This is a genomic window from Demequina aestuarii, from assembly GCF_000975095.1.
Taxonomy (GTDB): Bacteria; Actinomycetota; Actinomycetes; order Actinomycetales; family Demequinaceae; genus Demequina; species Demequina aestuarii.
In genome coordinates this window covers 2,367,906-2,385,922 of record NZ_BBRD01000001.1, presented here as the reverse complement: position 1 = coordinate 2,385,922, position 18,017 = coordinate 2,367,906, and the positions used below count along the sequence as shown (strand labels likewise).

General features: G+C 68.5%; 15 protein-coding genes. 10 read left to right on the top strand and 5 right to left on the bottom strand.

From position 1 onward, the window contains the following. Positions 1-135: 135 nt before the first annotated feature. Together AOP72_RS11205 and AOP72_RS11200 are read left to right on the top strand one after the other, a co-directional pair. Entirely contained in the window at positions 136-654 is a 519-nt protein-coding gene (locus tag AOP72_RS11205; protein ID WP_062136369.1) for a hypothetical protein, read from the top strand. Beyond that, positions 651-2,198, top strand: coding sequence for a sugar transferase (locus AOP72_RS11200; protein WP_062136367.1), 1,548 nt, complete (start codon positions 651-653; stop codon positions 2,196-2,198). The genes AOP72_RS11205 and AOP72_RS11200 overlap by 4 nt, the downstream gene beginning before the upstream one ends. Positions 2,199-2,219: 21 nt before the next feature. On the opposite strand, the gene metX (AOP72_RS11195) is transcribed toward AOP72_RS11200, so the two are convergent. Together metX (AOP72_RS11195) and AOP72_RS11190 are read right to left on the bottom strand one after the other, a co-directional pair. Then, positions 2,220-3,398 (bottom strand): homoserine O-acetyltransferase MetX, encoded by a 1,179-nt coding sequence (metX, locus tag AOP72_RS11195; protein ID WP_062136363.1) that lies wholly within the window; start codon positions 3,396-3,398, stop codon positions 2,220-2,222. Between the two features lie 3 nt (positions 3,399-3,401). After that, positions 3,402-4,748, bottom strand: a complete 1,347-nt coding sequence (locus AOP72_RS11190; protein ID WP_062136360.1) for a bifunctional o-acetylhomoserine/o-acetylserine sulfhydrylase — start codon at positions 4,746-4,748, stop codon at positions 3,402-3,404. 840 nt (positions 4,749-5,588) lie between these two features. On the opposite strand from AOP72_RS11190, the gene AOP72_RS11185 reads away from it, so the two are divergent. After that, a complete protein-coding gene (locus AOP72_RS11185; RefSeq protein WP_152650363.1) occupies positions 5,589-6,599 on the top strand; it encodes a hypothetical protein in 1,011 nt (336 codons plus the stop codon). Here AOP72_RS11185 and AOP72_RS11180 read toward each other — a convergent pair. Both AOP72_RS11180 and metX (AOP72_RS11175) read right to left on the bottom strand, forming a co-directional pair. After that, entirely contained in the window at positions 6,583-7,236 is a 654-nt protein-coding gene (locus tag AOP72_RS11180; protein WP_062136355.1) for a Pr6Pr family membrane protein, read from the bottom strand. The genes AOP72_RS11185 and AOP72_RS11180 overlap by 17 nt on opposite strands. Before the next feature lie 218 nt (positions 7,237-7,454). After that, positions 7,455-8,651: a homoserine O-acetyltransferase MetX gene (metX, locus tag AOP72_RS11175; protein WP_084631757.1), complete on the bottom strand. Its 1,197-nt coding sequence runs from the start codon at positions 8,649-8,651 to the stop codon at positions 7,455-7,457. Positions 8,652-8,817: 166 nt separating this feature from the next. Between metX (AOP72_RS11175) and AOP72_RS11170 the strand changes: the two genes are divergently transcribed. Together AOP72_RS11170 and AOP72_RS11165 are read left to right on the top strand one after the other, a co-directional pair. Continuing rightward, a complete protein-coding gene (locus AOP72_RS11170) occupies positions 8,818-10,239 on the top strand; it encodes a C40 family peptidase (protein WP_193746413.1) in 1,422 nt (473 codons plus the stop codon). A gap of 244 nt (positions 10,240-10,483) precedes the next feature. Next, a complete protein-coding gene (locus AOP72_RS11165; protein WP_062136351.1) occupies positions 10,484-11,065 on the top strand; it encodes a hypothetical protein in 582 nt (193 codons plus the stop codon). A 28-nt stretch (positions 11,066-11,093) separates the two neighbouring features. On the opposite strand, the gene AOP72_RS11160 is transcribed toward AOP72_RS11165, so the two are convergent. Continuing rightward, the gene (locus AOP72_RS11160; RefSeq protein ID WP_062136349.1) at positions 11,094-11,618 is read right to left on the bottom strand and encodes an inorganic diphosphatase; all 525 of its coding nucleotides are present in this window, start codon (positions 11,616-11,618) and stop codon (positions 11,094-11,096) included. 64 nt (positions 11,619-11,682) lie between these two features. On the opposite strand from AOP72_RS11160, the gene dacB reads away from it, so the two are divergent. The 5 genes from dacB (at position 11,683) to ftsH (ending at position 18,016) form a co-directional block, all read left to right on the top strand. Beyond that, entirely contained in the window at positions 11,683-13,104 is a 1,422-nt protein-coding gene (gene dacB, locus AOP72_RS11155) for a D-alanyl-D-alanine carboxypeptidase/D-alanyl-D-alanine endopeptidase (RefSeq protein ID WP_062136347.1), read from the top strand. A 66-nt stretch (positions 13,105-13,170) separates the two neighbouring features. Next, entirely contained in the window at positions 13,171-14,166 is a 996-nt protein-coding gene (gene tilS, locus AOP72_RS11150) for a tRNA lysidine(34) synthetase TilS (RefSeq protein ID WP_062136344.1), read from the top strand. A gap of 48 nt (positions 14,167-14,214) precedes the next feature. Beyond that, positions 14,215-14,751: a hypoxanthine phosphoribosyltransferase gene (gene hpt, locus AOP72_RS11145; protein ID WP_062137226.1), complete on the top strand. Its 537-nt coding sequence runs from the start codon at positions 14,215-14,217 to the stop codon at positions 14,749-14,751. Between the two features lie 200 nt (positions 14,752-14,951). Further along, a complete protein-coding gene (locus AOP72_RS11140; RefSeq protein ID WP_062136342.1) occupies positions 14,952-15,890 on the top strand; it encodes a type IV toxin-antitoxin system AbiEi family antitoxin domain-containing protein in 939 nt (312 codons plus the stop codon). A 107-nt stretch (positions 15,891-15,997) separates the two neighbouring features. Further along, positions 15,998-18,016 carry an ATP-dependent zinc metalloprotease FtsH gene (gene ftsH, locus AOP72_RS11135; protein ID WP_062136339.1) on the top strand — a complete coding sequence of 673 codons (2,019 nt, stop codon included), beginning with the start codon at positions 15,998-16,000 and terminating at the stop codon, positions 18,014-18,016. Position 18,017: the final 1 nt, after the last annotated feature.

The window sequence follows — 18,017 nt, the reverse complement described above, 5'->3', positions numbered from 1 at the left end:
CTTCGCCGAATCATCCCGAGCACTCGCTAGCGAGAGCTCTCGGTGGTAGCGTCTGTGACATACATCACAGTTGAGGGACTGCGTGAGGGTCCACCGCTTGGCGGTGGGGTCTCGCGTCGGTGATGAGGGGTAACTATGTGGTACCGAGCGCGCATTCTGATCGGAGCGATCGGCGTGGGACTTGCGGCTGGCGTCGCATTATCCACGGCGGCGTCAGCGGTGGAGACGGACCCACTGGTCTGCGGATCCGTGAGCGGCGGTACCCCGGCGCAGGTCTCCTGCACGGTGAGCGGGCCCGAGGGCTCTGAGGCGACGCTGGTGCTGGCGATCGAAGACACTGCCGGCACTGAAGAGGCGGTCGCCTCGTCCAAACCGATCTCAGGCACCACGGCCACCTTCACGGAGCCGGTGCCCGACGGCGCGGCCCGCGTCATCGCCCTGGCGCTCGTGGACGGCACCGAAGTCGCCTCCGCAGTGGTCTCCCTGCCTCAGGCCAGCGCCGTCGATCCCGTCATGCTCGGCGTGCCGAACATCACCGTGGCCGGGACGGCCTTCGGTGCGCTCGCGGTCGGCGCGATCGTCGTCTACGCCAGCGCCCGCAGGCGTGGCGTCGAGAACCGCCGCATCGATCTGTATCGAGGCGCATTGACATGACCGACCTCGACGACCGCGTCACCTCGGTGCGGTTCGAGCCGAGGGCGGCTGCTCCTGAGCGGACCGGACCGATCACCGCGGAGTTGGCGCTGAAGCCTGCATCCACGGAGCCGATGCTCGGCCGCCACGGCTGGTCCGCCAAGTACGGGCGCCGCCTCGCGGGGAGTGATGCGTTCGTCGTGTCGTTCGTGCTGATCGGTGCGCACGCGGTGAGGTTCGGGCCGGATCTTCTCGAGCCCGTGGCCGGACCTTCCGCGCCCACCTACTGGTTCGTGACGCTCGCCATCGGCGTGCTGTGGATCGTCGCCCTGCACTGGACGCACTCGCGTGAGGCGCGCATCCTCGGGCACGGTCCCCAGGAGTTCATCCGGGTGGTACGTGCGGGGTGGCTCGTCTTCGCGACCATCGCGATCTTCGGGTTCCTGTCCCAGTGGCAGCTGTCCCGGGGTTATCTGCTGATGGCCGTCCCGCTCGGCACACTCGTGCTGCTCGGCTACCGGTATCTCTGGCGGCTGTGGATCCACGCGCAGCGCGACGGCGGACTGCTCCAGGCACAGGTGCTGGTGGTCGGGAACGAGGAGACCGCCTCAGAGATGGTGCGGCGCCTGCAGCGTGCGCGCCGTGCAGGCTACAACGTCGTGGGTGCATGCCTGCCGTCGCATGCCGCTCCCAGCGGCCGTGCTGAGATTCGTGGCGTGCCGCTGCTCGGGCCACTGCGCGATCCCGTCGCGCAGGCCCGCAGCGTCGGCGCCGAGTTCGTCGTGCTGTGTGGCAACGATGACATGTCGCTCGCCGAGTCGCGCAGGCTGGGCTGGTCGCTTGAGGGTCAGGACATCGGCCTTATCGTGGCGCCCGCCATCGTCGACGTCGCCGGTCCGCGCATGGTGATGAGCCCGGTCGAGGGCCTGCCGCTGCTCCACGTGGACTCTCCCGAGTTCTCGGGTCGCAAGTACTTCGTCAAGACGGTCTTCGACATGATCGTCTCGGTGGTGCTGCTCGTGGTCGCGGCGGTGCCCATGGCGATCATTGCGCTGGCGGTCAGGCTCGACAGTCCCGGTCCGGTGTTCTTCCGGCAGCAGCGCCTGGGGCTCGACCACGCGCCGTTCGAGATGCTCAAGTTCCGCACCATGTATGCGGATGCCGAGCAGCGTTTCGAGGCGATCGCACATCTCAACGAGGGCGACGGCGCGACCTTCAAGATGAAGGACGATCCGCGCGTCACGCGCGTCGGTGCGGTGCTGCGACGACTGTCGCTGGACGAGCTCCCGCAGCTCATCAACGTGATCCGCGGCGACATGTCGCTGGTGGGACCCCGCCCTCCACTGTCCCGGGAGGCCGACGCGTGGGACGAGGATGTCGCGCGACGTCAGCTCGTCAAGCCAGGCATCACCGGATTGTGGCAGGTCTCGGGACGCAGCGATCTGTCGTGGGAGGAGAGCGTCAGGCTCGACCTCTATTACACCGAGAACTGGTCGCTCGCGGGAGACCTGGTGATCCTGTTCCGCACGGCGTTCGCCGTGCTCGCACGGCGCGGGGCGTACTGACCTCTCGGGCTCAGGTCCCGCTCACAGGTCACGCTCGAAGGCGGCGACCTCCTGCGCCAGTTCCGGCCAGTCGGCCAAGAAGCTGTCGTGACCGCTGGCGGCCTCGAGCACCGTGACCTCGGTGCCCGTGCCGAGTGCCTCGGCCGTGCGTCTGGCATCGTCGACGGGGTAGAGGCGGTCCGAATCCACCGCCACGACCAGCGCTCGCCCCGTGAACGCTGAGAGTGCGCGCGCCGCGCCGCCTCGACCGCGGCCCACGTCGTGAGTGTCCACGGCGTGAATCATGCGCAGGTACGAGTTCGCGTCGAACCTGCCGACCAGCTTGGTGCCGTGGTGGGCCAGGTAGCTCTGCACGGCGAACTGGCCGTGAGGCGTCAAGGGGTCGCCGTGCTGGACGGTGCGTCCGAACCGCGCGTCGAGCTCGGCAGACGTCCGGTAGGTCGTGTGGGCGATCTCGCGCGCCAGGGCGAGCCCCCGATGAGGGCCCGCACCATCGTCCACGTCGTAGTAGTCGCCGCCGCGAAAGCCGGGATCCAGGTGGATCGCGTGTGCCTGCGCGGAGCCCCACGCGATCTGGTCCGCAGTGGTCGCTGCGGTGGCGCCGATGACGCCGATGCCCTGAACCCGGTCGGGGAAGGAGGCCGCCCATTCGAGCGCCCGGAGGCCGCCGAGCGAGGGGCCAATCACGAGGCGCCACCGGTCGATGCCCAGCGCATCGGCCAGCCGGGCCTCCGCGGTCACCATGTCGCGCACCGTCACCCATGGAAAGCGCGAGCCCCAGGCGTGGCCATCGTCGGGGTGTGGGTGCGCGGGTCCCGTGGTGCCTTGGCATCCTCCGACCACATTGGCGGAGACGATGAAGTGCCGCTCCGGATCGATGGCACGCCCGGGTCCGACGATCGCTGGCCACCAGCCGGGGCTCGCATGCCCCGGCTCGGCCGGCCCGAGCACGTGACTGTCGCCCGTGAACGCGTGCGCGACGTAGACCGCGTTGTCGCGAGCGGCGTTGAGCTCGCCCCAGGTCTCGTAGGCGAGCGTGACGTCGAGCGCGCCGTGAGCATCGGCCTCGAGCGGCAGAGACGCGAGGTCCAGGAATTGGCGGCGTCCCACCGGGTCGCCTGGGCGCCAGGCAGCGGTCACGCGCGGCAGTTCACCGCTCACGATGCCGTCTGGCGCCCACGGCGCTCCGGGTGCAGGCATGCGTCAGACCCCGGCGGTCTCTCCGGCGCCTTCACGGACGGCCGCGGCCGCTGCGAAGCCCCGCTCGAGGTCGGCCAAGATGTCGCCGATGTGCTCGATGCCGACGGCCAGACGCACGAGCCCAGGCGTCACGCCCGCCGCTGACTGCTCCTCTGGCGTCAGTTGCGAGTGCGTGGTGGTCGCGGGGTGGATCACCAACGAGCGGACGTCGCCGATGTTGGCCACGAGCGAGTGGAGTTCGAGGGCGTCGACGAAGGCCTGGCCGGCCTCCTTGCCCCCGGCGATCTCGAACGCGAGCACTGAGCCGCCGCCGCGCGGGGCGTACTTCTGCTGCAGCGCATGCCACGGTGACGAGGCCAGGCCCGAGTAGGCGACGGACAGCACGTCGTCACGACCCTCGAGGTAGTCCGCCACGCTCACCGCGTTCTCGACGTGACGCTCGATGCGCAGCGACAGCGTCTCGAGGCCCTGCGCGATCAGGAACGCATTGAACGGCGAGATCGCGGGGCCGGTGTCGCGCAGGAGCTGCACGCGTGCCTTGAGGATGAAGGAGAGGTTGGCGCCGAAGGCCGAGCCGACCCCCAGGTCACGCGCGTACACGAGCCCGTGGTAGCTCGGGTCAGGGGTGTTGTACTGCGGGAACCGGTCGGGGTGCTGGGCGTAGTCGAACGAGCCGCCGTCGACGATGACGCCGCCGATGGCCGTGCCGTGACCGCCCAGGTACTTGGTCGCCGAGTGCGTCACGATGTCGGCTCCCCACTTGAGCGGTTCGACGAGGTAGGGCGAGGCCACGGTGTTGTCGATGATGAGCGGCACGCCGATCTCATGCGCGACCGCCGCGACGGCCTCGATGTCCAGGACGTCCTGCTTGGGGTTGGAGATCGACTCGCCGAAGAAGGCCTTCGTGTTCGGTCGGGCCGCCGCGCGCCACGACTCCGGGTCGTCCGGGTTCTCCACGAACGAGACCTCGATGCCGAACTTGGGAAGCGTGTAGTGGAACAGGTTGTAGGTGCCGCCGTAGAGCGAGGGAGACGAGACGATGTGGTCGCCGGCCTCGGCCAGGTTCTGGATCGCGATCGTGTTGGCCGCCGAGCCTGATGCGAGCAGCAGCGCGCCGACGCCGCCCTCGAGCGCCGCCACGCGGTCCTCGACGGCCTGCTGGGTGGGGTTGCCGATGCGCGTGTAGATGGGTCCGAGCTGCGCCAGGGCGAAGCGTGCGGCGGCCTGGTTCGTGTCCTCGAAGACGAAAGAGGTGGTCTGATGGATCGGCAGCGCGCGAGCGCCGGTGGCCGGGTCCGGGTTCTGGCCGGCGTGGATCTGCTTGGTCTCGAAGGCCCATTCAGTGGACATGTGGTGCTCCTTGGGTGGTGGGTGCCAGGGGTGGCGATGCAGTGGGGGTGGGGCCCGTCATCACCCGTCGGCCGCCACGGGATCGCCGCTGGCCCACGGCCCATGCTCGGGCCTGGTGTCACGAAGGGTGTGCCCGCGGGGCAGCTGCCGGCTCGATGCCGGGAGCGGTTCGCCTATGGTGAGGCGCGCCCGTGTGGGCGCACGCCGAACGTGCGCTGGTCAGCGACACATTCGACGGAACATGCTGGTGAGTGTAGGACACCGGGTGCGGTGCTGCCAAACCCGTGTTCGTCATAAGGGGCTTGAGTTGGAGCTCTGCCCATCTTGGCGACGTCGACTGGGTTCGATGCGCCCATCACTGGAGTATTGAGCCCTCGTCGCCGGCTGCCAGACGGAAGGTGGGTCTCGCACCAAGCGTGGCTCACTTGGGGTGGTCAGTTGCGCACCGGAGGCACACAACCAAGTGCCACTAGTGATTCCAGGCGCTTCTCCGGCGCTCGGGTGGCGTTCAGCCAGCGCATCGGCCGTTGCCGAACGTAATGCCCAGAGGGTGGGCGCTCGACCCGGCCCTGTGCCAACCACGCCGCGCACCTCGCAACGAGCGTCGAGCGTCGTCGTCATGCTCGCGGTGGGCGCGCACCGCAAGATAGACGCAGATACGGAGAAGGGTCTCGATTCGGATTGCATCGGATAAATATCGAAGAATCTCTTGCCTGTTCAAGTCTCCCGCGCTAATCTCTGGCGCGACAGCCGGATCTTCAAACTCCTGCAATGTTCCACATGGATGCGGCATTCCTTCGTTGAGAGGATCGATCATTGTCTGATTCTTTGGTGTTGGGCATGGTGGCGGTCTTGTATGTCATCATCCTCCTGATCGCCCGTATTCTTCCATCACCTCATCCACGGGATGGGGCCTGGGTGCTCGCGACACTCGCCTCTGCCGCCGCCTTCATCGCCAGCACACAAGACGTGTCGTTGTTTCCCTCGAGCGTTCCGCTCGTGCCGACGGCCGTCGCCCTGATCGGGCTGGGACTGTTGGCTGTGGTTGCTGGTGTTCTTGAGGATTGGCGGCAAGGGACTCGTGGCGACGAAAGATTCCTGTCTCCCAGCAGGAAGCCCACTGGCAGGGCCTGGGAGAACCTGGGTACCAACACTGCGGGAGCCGGGGCAGCCAGTGCTGTGATCTGGGTCGTGAGCGAGTTGCCTGTGGATCCCAAAGATGGGCTGACCGGGGACGTGCTCGCCAACATCCTGTTGCCCCTCGTGGTGCTCGTGGTCCTCGCGTTCGTCAGAACGCAGCAGTTGAAGGTGGAGCCAGCCATCGACGCCCGAATCGCACGAAAGGACCCTTGGCCGCCCGAGAGTCGCCACCACTCACTCACGTCGCCACATGTGTTGATCAATACGTTGTTCTTGGTGTTCGTCACGTATGTCGGCTTCGCGGGCTACGTACTGACCATGGTGGCCTTGATCTCCTCAGCGAAAGATGGCGCCAGTCTTCCCTTGTCATTGTCGGTCGCCATCTTTCTCTCAGCAGGTATAGCCTTCCTCCTCGCGTGTGGGTACCCTAGGAAGCAGAAGGACCCGTTCGTCTATATGACGTTCTTGACTGGAGTCCCCATGGCGATGGGGGCATCGCTCTTCACTCTCGCGATGCTTGAGTCATCGTCTGAGCGCAACGTATTCGCGCTTCTGTTCTTCGCCGTCACGGCGGCGGTGTATGGAGTCTTTGTCCTACGACGAGAGACACAGGATCGGCGCAAGAACTGGCGAGACGACGCTCACTACTTCGCCGCGTTTGCCATCGGGCTGGTGGTACTGAGCGTGTTGATCTTCACATTGCTCTCCTGAGGCCCCCCGGCGGCTGTGAGTGATCCGTCTTGGAGGCTGTGCGCCGCTGGAGAGCGGATATGGCGGCACAACAGAGCGAGAAGACCCCCAGTAGCACGGAGATATGGAGCAGGACCCGCAGCGGTCCATATTGGCCGACGGAGAGGAAGAGATAGGGAACGTCGGCGATCCACCCCCCCGCGCTGGCGATCAGCAGGAACGTGACATAGAGCCCGGGCGGAATCATCCACGTCGCGACTCCACGCCATATGGGCACCCCGGAGTGCGGGACTGTGATCAGCGCCAGCACGGTGGCGATGGGCAGTGCGATGTGAAGACTCAGTGAGTGGATGGCCGACCATGGATCGCTCCACTCTGCGATGCCGTTGACTGGGGCAATGACCGCGAGGAAGATTATCGCCGAGAAGAGTGAGGACGTCGCCGCGAAGCCGATGAACAGGGCGGACCGAAAGCCACGCCCCGTGAGTCGTCCGATCGTTATCACGGCGGTTGCCGCGGCGCTGAGATTGGAGTAGTAGAGCCAGATCGCAGTCGCGTCAGATTCCTGCAGTGCGTACGCGAGCAGAGCGGTGACCGCGACGGCGGCGCTTGCGACGAGCGCAACGCGAGCGCCAGCCGCGTCTTGTCGATCTGCCACGATGGATGCTCCCGCTGATCGGCGTCGGCCGGAGCCGACGCGAGTACTGGCTTGTTCCAGCGCGAATCTACCAATCCTCTGCCGGCGCTGTGACCCGAGAACTGGGTGTACCCGCACAACAGTTGTCTGTACACGAGTCGAGCAAGCGTCTCCGTATCCCGACCTATCTCGACAGGCTCAGTCGCGACCTCGTCGTTCGGGCATCGGCCGCCTGAAGACTAGAGCGAGCGCTCGAACTCCTGCATGAATGCGTTGAGCTGTCCGGACTCGACCAGGAACCCGTCATGGCCCACGGGGGAGTGGACCACTTTGACGCCGTCGGAGCCGGAGAGCGCAGCGTCCAGTCGCTGGGAGTTCTTCAGCGGGTAGAGGCGGTCCGAGTCGACGGCGATCACGAGCGCCGGGTCGGTGTAGCGCGCCAGGGCGGTCTCGACCCCACCGCGGTCGCGGCCCACGTCGTGGCTCTGGATCGCCTGAGCGAGCCGTACATAGGTGTTCGCGTCGAACCTGCGCGCCAGCTTGCGCGCATGGTGCTGCAGGTAGCTCTGCACTGCGAAGAGCCCGCCTCTGCCGAGCGGGTCCGAGTCGCCCTGATACGACCGCCCGAACCGGTCGGCGAGCTCTCGCTCTGATCGGTATGTGGTGTGGGCGATCATCCGCGCGATGCCGAGCCCGACGTGGGGCCCCTGCCCGTCGGGGGCGCCGTAGTAGTCGCCGCCCCGGAAGTTCGGGTCGGCCGCAATGGCTGCGAGCTGAGTGGTGGACCACGCGATCTGGTCCGCGGTCACGGCGGCGGTGGACCCCACGGGAGCGATCGCGCCCACCCGGCCGGGCGCCATGACGGTCCATTCGATGGCGCGCATGCCGCCCATCGACGGTCCGGTGATGAGCCGCCAGCGGTCCACGCCGAGGTGATCGGCGAGTGCGATCTCGGCGTTCACCATGTCGCGCATGGTCACGTAGGGGAAGCGGGATCCCCATGGCCGTCCGTCGACCGGGTGTGCGCTCGCGGGTCCCGTGCTGCCCTGGCACCCTCCGACCACGTTGGCGCAGACGATGAAGTGTCGTTCGGGGTCGATGGGCCGGCCCGGTCCCACCATCGCGTTCCACCAGCCACCGGTGATGTGGCCGTCCTCAGCGGGCCCCCACACGTGGCTGTCCCCGGTGAGGGCGTGCGCGATGTAGACCGCGTTGTCCTTCGCAGGGTTCAACTCGCCCCACGTCTCGTACGCGAGCGTCACTCCCGGGAGCGTGCCCATCGGGTCGGCCTCGAGCGTCAGGTCTCCCAGCGAGAAGAACCGGCGGCGCCCCGGGTGGTCGCCTTCGCGCCAGGCGGCCGATGCGGGGATGGGGACGCCGACGGTCGGGCCCTCGTCAGCGGCCCAGGCCTCGGTCTCCAGCCCATCGTCATCCATGCGGCCACACTAGGGGATGGCGCGGGAGCCGATGGAGTCGCGCGGTCTGTCCGTTTTCTCACAGGGGGTAGCCAGATGGAGGAACGGCGTTTAGTCTTTGACAGGTGAGTCGCATGTGATGCATGTGACAGATGTGACAACGATGGTTCTTCAGAAGGCAGGCGACATGTCGCGATGGCACACGCTCCGCCGTGCACCCCACTCCGTGGGCACGATGGGGCTCGTGACGGCGCTCGCTTTCACGGCGCTCGTGGCCTTCCCGATCGCGCCGGCCCGCGCCGCTGACTACCCGGGCGAGGACGAGATCGCCGCCGCGCAGGCCGCAGCCTCGGACGCGGCCACTGGAGTGGCCCAGCTCGATGCCGCCATCGCTCAGCTCGAAGATGCCTTGCACCAGGCCGATGTCGCTGCGCGTCTCGCCGACGAGGACTACCACCTCGCGCAGGACGCCGCCGTGGCGGCCGAGCGCCAGCTCTATGCCGCGAACAAGCGCGCCGACGAGGCCGATGCCGCGCTGGCGGAGGCCAAGACCGGGCTGGCTGCCGTTGCGATGGCCTCGTACCGCAATGCGGGTTCGATGGGCAACATCGAGGCGATTGTGAAGTCCGACGGCTTCGACGAGGTCATGACCCGCACCGAGGGGCTCGCCCGCGCATCGGCCGATGCCGACTCGACGGTGCAGCAGGTCCAGGCAGCCGAGATCGTCGCCGCGACCACCCGCGAGTACGCGCAGCAGGCGGCGGTCACCGCCGAGACGGCCGCGGCAGAGGCCGCCACCGCACTCGAGACCGCCAAGGGCGCTCGCGAGTCCGCGGAACAGGCCGTGGGGGATGCCGCGACGGCGCGCGCCGCCGCAGTCACGCGACTGGCCGAGATGCGCGGGGTCACCGCGGAGCTCGAGCAGGAGCGACAGAACGGGCTCGCCTCCGAGCGCGCGGCACGCCAGCAGGCGCAGTTCCAGGAGGAGCAGCAGCGTGCCGAGCAGGCGGCGCCGCCCGCTTCGAACGGCGGCGGGTCGAGCGACAGCGGCTCGAACGGGGGCGGCTCGAACAGCGGCGGATCCCCGACCGACAACCCCGTGACGCCGGCGCCGAACCCGCGCCCCACCGAGACCGCGGAGCCCGAGCCGCAGCAGCCGTCGAACCCCGCGCCCGAGCCGGAACCCGAACCGGAGCCGGAGCCCGAGCCGGAGCCCACGAACTCGTGGCGATCGAGCGCATCGCAGGGCTCGCGCGCCGCTTCGCACTCGCTCACCCTCAAGGGCGCGCCGTACGCGTGGGCGGGCAACGGCCCCGCGTACGACTGCTCCGGACTGACGTCGGCGTCATGGCGGACGGCAGGGATCTCGATCCCGCGTTCCTCCGGCACCCAGTACGCAGGCGTATCGAAGCTGCCGTACTCGCAGTTGCGCAAGGGCGACCTGGTGTTCTGGGGTTCGAACCGCAGCGCCTCGGCGATCTACCACGTCGCGATCTACATCGGCAACGGTCAGATCATGGAGGCCCAGACACACGGCAAGCCCGCGCAGCAACGCAGCCTCTACTCGTGGGCTGTCGGCGACATGATGCCGTACATCGGCCGCCCGTAGTCCTCGCGCGACTCTCCCTGGACGGCTCGTGCATCGGCCCTGTGCGCTCTCGCCACTGAACCCGGTTCTCTGAGCCCACGCTGCGTCGCTCTCCCGCGCATCTGGATGACACGCCTCGTACATCCGCGACACGCCGGGAAGCGTCGACATGAGATGCCTCACTTCGTGGCGGCTTCTCCGTCATCCCTCGACCTGCGGACCGTCCCACTCGGTGAACGCCACGCCGTGCGAGAAGAGGTCCCCCATGATCGAGTCACGAACCCCGCAGCCCGCATCTGTCGACGGGCTGACGGGAGGCGCCCTGTGGCGGCGTCAGTCGCTGCGAGTCGTACGGTCCGCCGCGGCGGAGGGGGCCGGCCACTCCGCCGGGTTGGGCATCAGTGTCGGCCCCGGGTCCGTGCGCATCCGCCGGGACCGCACCTTCGCTCAGCACGGCCTTCTCGGGAGGCCTCACACGCTCGTGGTGACCGTGGGAGTCGAGAACGGGGGAGCGGATGCCGGAGAGGTCTCGGGCATCGACGTGACGTTCGACATTCCGGGAGCCTGCCTCGCTGAGGACAGCGCGTCCGCCGCGGGCTGGTGCGAGCCCGCCGACGGCTGGAGCTTCACGGTGACGTCTTTCGACGATCGCGCCACCATCGCGCTGACTCACCACGGGCTGGTGACCGTCGGCGGAGTCGCCGAGGCGACGTTCCAGCTGTCGCTGGCGCGCCACGCTCAACTGATGGAAGGCCTGACGCTGCGGGCGTCGAGTCGCACGCACGGCGCGGACCAGCAATCGCAGGCGAGCGCCCTCACGCTCCCGGTGGAGCGCCTGGCGCTGTGAGCGCGCGGCGCCAGCGGCGCGTCTCGGATCAGTGGCCGGCCGGCGGGTTGAGCGGGTTCATGTGCTCGAAAGCGGTGCCCTTGGCGCGCTCGAAGGATCGCTGGATCTCAGCCTCTGCCTCGATGCGGCCCTCCCAGGTCGCGCCCTCGACGGACTTGCCGGGCTCGAGATCCTTGTAGACCTCGAAGAAGTGCTGCACCTCGAGGCGGTGGAAGTCGGAGATGTCCGTGAGCTCCTGTCGCCACGCCTGACGCTGGTCGCCCATGGGCACGCACAGCACCTTGTCGTCCACGCCGGCCTCGTCGCTCATGCGGAACATGCCGAGCGCACGGCAGCGGATCATGCAGCCGGGGAACGTGGGCTCCTCCAGCAGGACGAGCGCGTCGAGCGGGTCGCCATCCTGGCCGAGCGTGCCGTCGATGAACCCGTAGTCGTCGGGATACCGGGTGGACGTGAACAACATGCGATCGAGGATGATGCGACCCGTCTCGTGGTCCACCTCGTACTTGTTTCGTGATCCCTTGGGGATCTCGATCGTCACATTGAATTCCATGCTCTACCTCGCGTCGGGGAGTGTGCTACTGGGTACTAGTGTGTCCTAAGTCCGGAGGTGACGCGTGCGCAGCAAGGTGCTGGCGGGGATTCTCGTCCCCGCAGCAGTGATCGGTGGGGCTGGTGCCTACGCCGTCGCGGACGCCTACGACGTCGCTCCCGGGTGGATCACCGCGGACCCCGTCCCAGTGGCTCCCGCGCCGTTCCTCTCTCCGCTCCCGGTCGCCGCGGCGACGGTCGCCGCCTCGCCAGTGTCCCTGGTGAGCGCCGATGCGCCACGTCCGTCTGCGGACTACGTCCAGTCGCTCGCGGAGGCAGTCCGCGCCGACAGTCGCACGGGCCCCTCGACGAACGTGTCGGTCGTGGACGTCGCGACCGGCGAGGTGCTGGCGGACGTCGACGCCGACGACGTCCAGGTGCCCGCCTCGTCCGCCAAGCTGCTGACCGCGGTGAGCGCGATCGCCGACCTCGGGCCCGACTACCGCATGACCACCACTGTGACGTGGGAGCCGGCCGGTCGCGTCGTGACGCTCGTCGCGGGTGGCGACATGATGCTGGCCGCCGAGGAAGGGCACGGCGGCGCGGGCGCCGACGCCAACGGGCATGCAGGCATCGCCGACCTCGCGGACGCTGTCGCGCTGGCGGCACCAGAGCTGCTGACCGGCGGACCTGTGACGATCGCCGTGGACGACACGGCGTTCGAGGGCCCGGCGGTGAATCCCGACTGGCCGCAGTACGCCCTCGACAACGGCTACGTGGCGGGCGCCACCGGGCTGGCCGTCGACGTCGCGCGCACGGGAGACGATCAGTACTCGCAGCGCTACCCGGACCCGTCGATCGCTGCGGGCGATCACCTCGCCACGGCGTTGTCCGAGCGCGGCGCGACCATCGCCGAGGGCGTCACCCGGTCTCCCAGCCCGAGCACCGCATCGGCCGTCGCGTCGGTTCAGAGCGCGCCGCTGAGCGACGTCGCGCATCTGCTGCTGCGGGATTCGGACAACACCATCGCCGAGGTTGTCGCGCGGGTGCACGCACTCGAGACCGGCCGGCCCACGACGCCGGCCGGAGCCGCGCAGGCGACCGTGGCGGGACTGGACGGCATCGGCGCGCCGGTGGGCGGGCTCGTCCTGTATGACGGGGCGGGCTTCTCGGAGCGCAACCGGGTGTCCCCCGAGCACCTGACCGGTGCGATCACCGCCGCGCTTGCCGCGGAGCCCACCCAGGACCTGCTCGACTGGCTGCCCGTCGGCGGACTCGAGGGGACCGTCGGGTCCCGGTACGCCGACACCTCTGCGGCGGGCGTCCTGCGGGCCAAGACCGGCTCTCTCACCGGAGTGACGGCGCTCGCGGGAACCGTGCAGACGGCCGATGGGCGGCTCCTCGCCTTCGCGATCCTTGCCGACGGCATGCCCTACGGGCCGGTGGCGCCACGAGTCGCCTTCGACGAGATGGTCACCGCTTTGGCAGACTGTGGCTGTGAGCCATAGCGGACAGCACGGCCGCGCGAGGTACGGGAAGCCGGCCCGCGCATCGGCCGCGCTGGGGTTGTCACGATGACCGGCCCCCACCCCTCAGTCGCCGCGTTGCGCACGGCGGTCCGCGCCGCGCTCGATGAGTCCGAGATCGGCACCCGCGTCTGGGTCGCGTGCTCTGGTGGACCGGATTCGCTGGCACTTGCCGCCGCGACCGCGTTCGTGGGCCGCAAGGAGGGGTACCTCACGGGCGCGATCATCGTGGACCACGGCCTGCAGAGCGACTCCGCCGCCGTGGCCGACCGCGCCGCGGCGGAGGTGCGCCGAGCCGGGCTCCACCACGTCTTCATTGAGAAGGTGAAGGTCGGGCGCGAGGGAGGTCTCGAGTCGGCGGCCCGCAATGCCCGGTACGCGGCTCTCAACAATCGGATGGACGCTGAGGGCGGGCTGTCGCCCGTGCTGCTCACGGGACACACCATGGACGACCAGGCCGAGACCGTGCTGCTTGCTCTCGCTCGCGGCTCGGGCGCGAGGGCGCTGTCGGGAATCCCGGCGCGGCGCGGCCGCATCATCCGACCGCTGCTGTCGCTGCGCCGCAAGGACACGATTGCTGCGTGCCAGGCGCTGGGGCTCGATCCGTGGCACGATCCGTCGAACTACGTGTCCGACGGGCCCAAGCGCTCGGCGTTGCGCGCAAAGGTCATGCCCGCGCTGGTGGACGTGCTGGGACCTGGCGTCGTGTCGGGCCTGGCACGGTCGGCGGCATTGCTGCAGGCCGACGCGGATGAGCTCGACCGGCAGGCGCGCTCCGCGATGGGTGCGAGCGCCTCGGAGGTACGAGGCGACGAGTGGCGGTGCGACATGCTCGCGGCCCTCCCGGACGCGATCCGCTCGCGCATGATCAAGATGCTGGCCGAGAACCTCGGCGCTGGCCCCCTGACCGCCGCCCACGTGGTGGCGATCGATCAGCTCGTCACCGGCTTCCGTGGACAGGGCGGCGTCGCCCTTCCCGGGGGCTACGAGGCGCGCCGCGAATATGGCAGGCTGGTCATCGCCCGCCCGAGTCCCCGCACCTGAGCACCGCTCAGGACGCCCTGAGGAGCAGCCGTGGAACCCCAGTACGACATGGACGACTTCACCAAGGTGATCGTCAGCGAGAACGACATCTCTCGCAAGCTCGACTCCCTCTCGGCCCGCATTCGCGACGATTACGAGGGCAAGGACCTGCTGCTCGTCGGCGTGCTCAAGGGCGCGGTCATGGTGATGGCGGACCTCGCTCGGCGCATGCCGCCCAGCGTGCAGATGGACTGGATGGCGGTGTCGTCCTACGGCTCAGGCACCAAGTCCTCGGGAGTCGTGCGCATCCTCAAGGACCTCGACGCCGATCTGAGCGGGCGCCACGTGCTCATCGTGGAAGACATCATCGACACCGGCATCACCTTGCACTGGCTGCTGGGCAACCTGCGATCGCGCGGCGCCGCCTCGGTCGAGGTGATGACGCTGCTGCGGAAGCCTGACGCGGTTCAGGTCGAGGTTCCGGTCAGGTACCTGGGCTTCGAGATTCCCAACGAGTTCGTGGTCGGCTATGGCCTCGACTATGCCGAGCGGTACCGGACGCTGCCGTTCGTGGCGATCCTCAACCCGGCGGTCTACGGGGACTGACCCGCCCGCCCCCGCCTCGTCTTCAACTGCGAACCACTTTTCGCCCGACACGCCGCAGAGCCCGTCGCCTCAGGCTCGGTTCTCGGCGTGTCGCTCGCTGGATGGGTTCGCAGTTCGAGGGCAGGACGGCCGATGCGCGGGCTTGCTGCCTCTTCACCGCCCACAGGGCCGTGGGGGAGACGGCAAATCCACAGGGCCGCGTGGCCACCGTGGCAGCGCCCGCCGAGCGCACCGACAGTGGCGACATGCACCCCGTTCCCGTCATTCGCCGTTTCGGAGGAGCGGCTCGGTGGAAGCAGCTCAGCGAGACCGGCGTCAGTCATGCCGCGCTCACCGCAGCCGTCGCGCGGGGCGAGGTCCGGCGTGTTCACCGCGGGTGCTACGCGTTGCCCGGCGTTCCGGAGCATCAGGTCCTGGCAACCATCTTCCGTGGAACTCCCACGTGCGTGTCCTATGCGCGGCAGGAGGGGCTGCCTGTCTATCCCGGTCCCGCCGCGACGCACCTGCAGGTGCCGCAGTCACGCGGCCTCGGAGCAGCGCGGCGCCGTCCCGACGAGCGCGTGGTCCTGCACCGCATCGATCTGCCGACGCACCCCCATCCGATGCTGCACCTCGACCTGACCCATCACTGTGTGGGTCCGCGTGAACAGCTGGCCATTCTCGACGGAGCCTTGAACGCTGGCCTGGTGAGGCCCGAGCATCTGGAGTTGCTCGTCGGCGGAACCTCCGCGCGGCGAGAGTGGCTGCGGCGGCATGCGGACCCGCGCTCTCAGTCGCTGTCGGAGACGTGCGCACGAGTGGAGCTGGTGGAGGCGGGCCTGGACGTGGTGCCTCAGTTCCCACTGAACGGTGTCGGCCGGGTCGACTTTCTCGTCGAAGGAGTGCTGGTCGTCGAGATCGACTCGCAGGCACACCACTCGGAGGAGAGGGCGCGCGCCCGCGACGGTGACCGCGACCGTGCGTCCACGACGCAGGGATACCCGCACCTGCGGTACATGTTCCACGACGCTCTCGACAGGCCCGAGGAGATCGTGGCCGATGTGATCGGAACCCTCATGCGCTTCGGCTATCTCACCCCTGAACTGCGAACCCGAATTGCGGCGGCTTCCCGCGTGTCGGGCTGGCGTGAGCTGCACTGACGGCGTGTCGCCACAAAGAGGGGTTCGCAGTGAAGGAAGGGCGGTTCCCACGCCGTCAGCGAAACCTTGAGATCGGCCCTGCGCACTCGCGTAGGCTCTGTACCACCATGAAAAAGGCACTCACCCTGCGCCGCATCATCCCCCTCGTCCTGATCGCCGTTCTGGCGGGTTGGCTGGTGTCCTCGCTATTCGCGCCCCAAGTCAAGCGCATCGACACGTCGACCGGCCTCGAGATTCTCGATGCCGGGCTGGTCGAGCAGGCGAAGATCATCGACGGGGATCAGCGCGTGCAGCTGACCCTCGTCGAGAACTGGGAGTCGGAGCTCCCCGAGGACGCCCCGGAAGGGTGGGCCGACTACCCGGCTCAGATCGAGTTCTTCTGGACGTCGCCTCAGGGCGAGGAGGTCGTGGACGCGATCACGAGCGCAAGCCCCGAGGGCGGCTACGACTCGGAGGTCCCCCAGACCAGTATCTGGACGACCCTGCTGTTCACGTTCCTCCCGATCCTGCTGATCCTGGGCGTGATCCTGTACCTGATGTCGAGCATGCAGGGCGGCGGGGGCCGACTCATGCAGTTCGGCAAGTCGAAGGCCTCGCTGGTCACGCCGGACACCCCGACCGTGAAGTTCGACGACGTCGCGGGTGTCGAAGAGGCCGTCGACGAGCTGCGCGAGATCGAGGAGTTCCTCGAGAACCCGGCCAAGTTCCAGGCTGTGGGCGCCAAGATCCCCAAGGGCGTGCTGCTCTACGGGCCTCCGGGAACGGGAAAGACGCTGCTCGCCCGCGCCGTCGCGGGCGAGGCCGGTGTGCCGTTCTTCCACATCTCCGGGTCTGACTTCGTCGAGATGTTCGTGGGTGTGGGCGCGAGTCGCGTCCGCGACCTGTTCGAGCAGGCCAAGAAGAACGCCCCGGCCATCATCTTCGTCGACGAGATCGATGCGGTGGGTCGCCACCGCGGTGCCGGCATGGGCGGCGGTCACGACGAGCGCGAGCAGACGCTCAACCAGATGCTGGTCGAGATGGATGGCTTCGACGCCAACACCAACGTCATCATGATCGCGGCGACCAACCGCCCCGACATCCTCGACCCCGCTCTGCTGCGCCCCGGCCGTTTCGACCGCCAGGTGGGTGTGGACGCCCCCGACCTCAAGGGTCGTCAGAAGGTGCTGGAGGTTCACGCGAAGGGCAAGCCCATCGCCCCGGAGGTGGACCTCACCCTGATGGCTCGCCGCACCCCCGGCTTCACCGGAGCCGACCTTGCGAATGTGCTCAACGAGGCGGCGCTGCTGACGGCGCGACGCGACCTCACGCTCATCGGCCCCTCCGAGCTCGACGAGGCGATCGACCGCGTCATCGCGGGCCCGCAGAAGCGCACCCGGATCATGAACGATCACGACAAGGCCGTGACGGCGTACCACGAGGGCGGGCACGCGCTGGTGGCGGCCGCCATGAACCACACCGACCCGGTCACCAAGGTCACGATCCTGCCCCGCGGACGCGCCCTCGGCTACACGATGGTGATGCCGCAGGAGGACCGCTACTCGAAGACCCGCAATCAGCTGCTCGACAACCTCGCCTACGCGATGGGCGGACGAGTCGCGGAGGAGCTGGTGTTCGGCGACCCGTCGACCGGAGCGAGCAACGACATCTCGCAGGCCACCGAGATCGCCAAGCAGATGGTCACCGAGTACGGCATGTCTCAGGACGTCGGCTCGGTCCGCCTGGCCGGCAGCTCGGGTGAGGTGTTCCTGGGCCGCGACATGGGTCACGGCCGCGACTACTCCGAGACACTGGCCGCGAAGGTCGACGCGGAGGTGCGGACCCTCATGGACAACGCGATGGAAGAGGCCACCAAGGCGCTCCAGGCGAACCGCGCCGTGCTCGACCAGCTCGCGGAGGAGCTCCTCGAGAAGGAGACCCTCAACGAGTCCGAGCTCGCGGCGATCTTCACCAAGGTCAAGCGCGTCGCCCGCCGCAAGCACTGGGTGAGCGGCGACTGGGCGCCCAAGGCCGCGCCTCGCAAGAAGCCGGTGACCGCTCCGCCGCCGCCCAAGGAGGAGCCGAAGGATGCGCTCCCCACCGAGTCCGCGGACGCCCCCATCGAGACTCAGGACGGCGCCAAGTAGC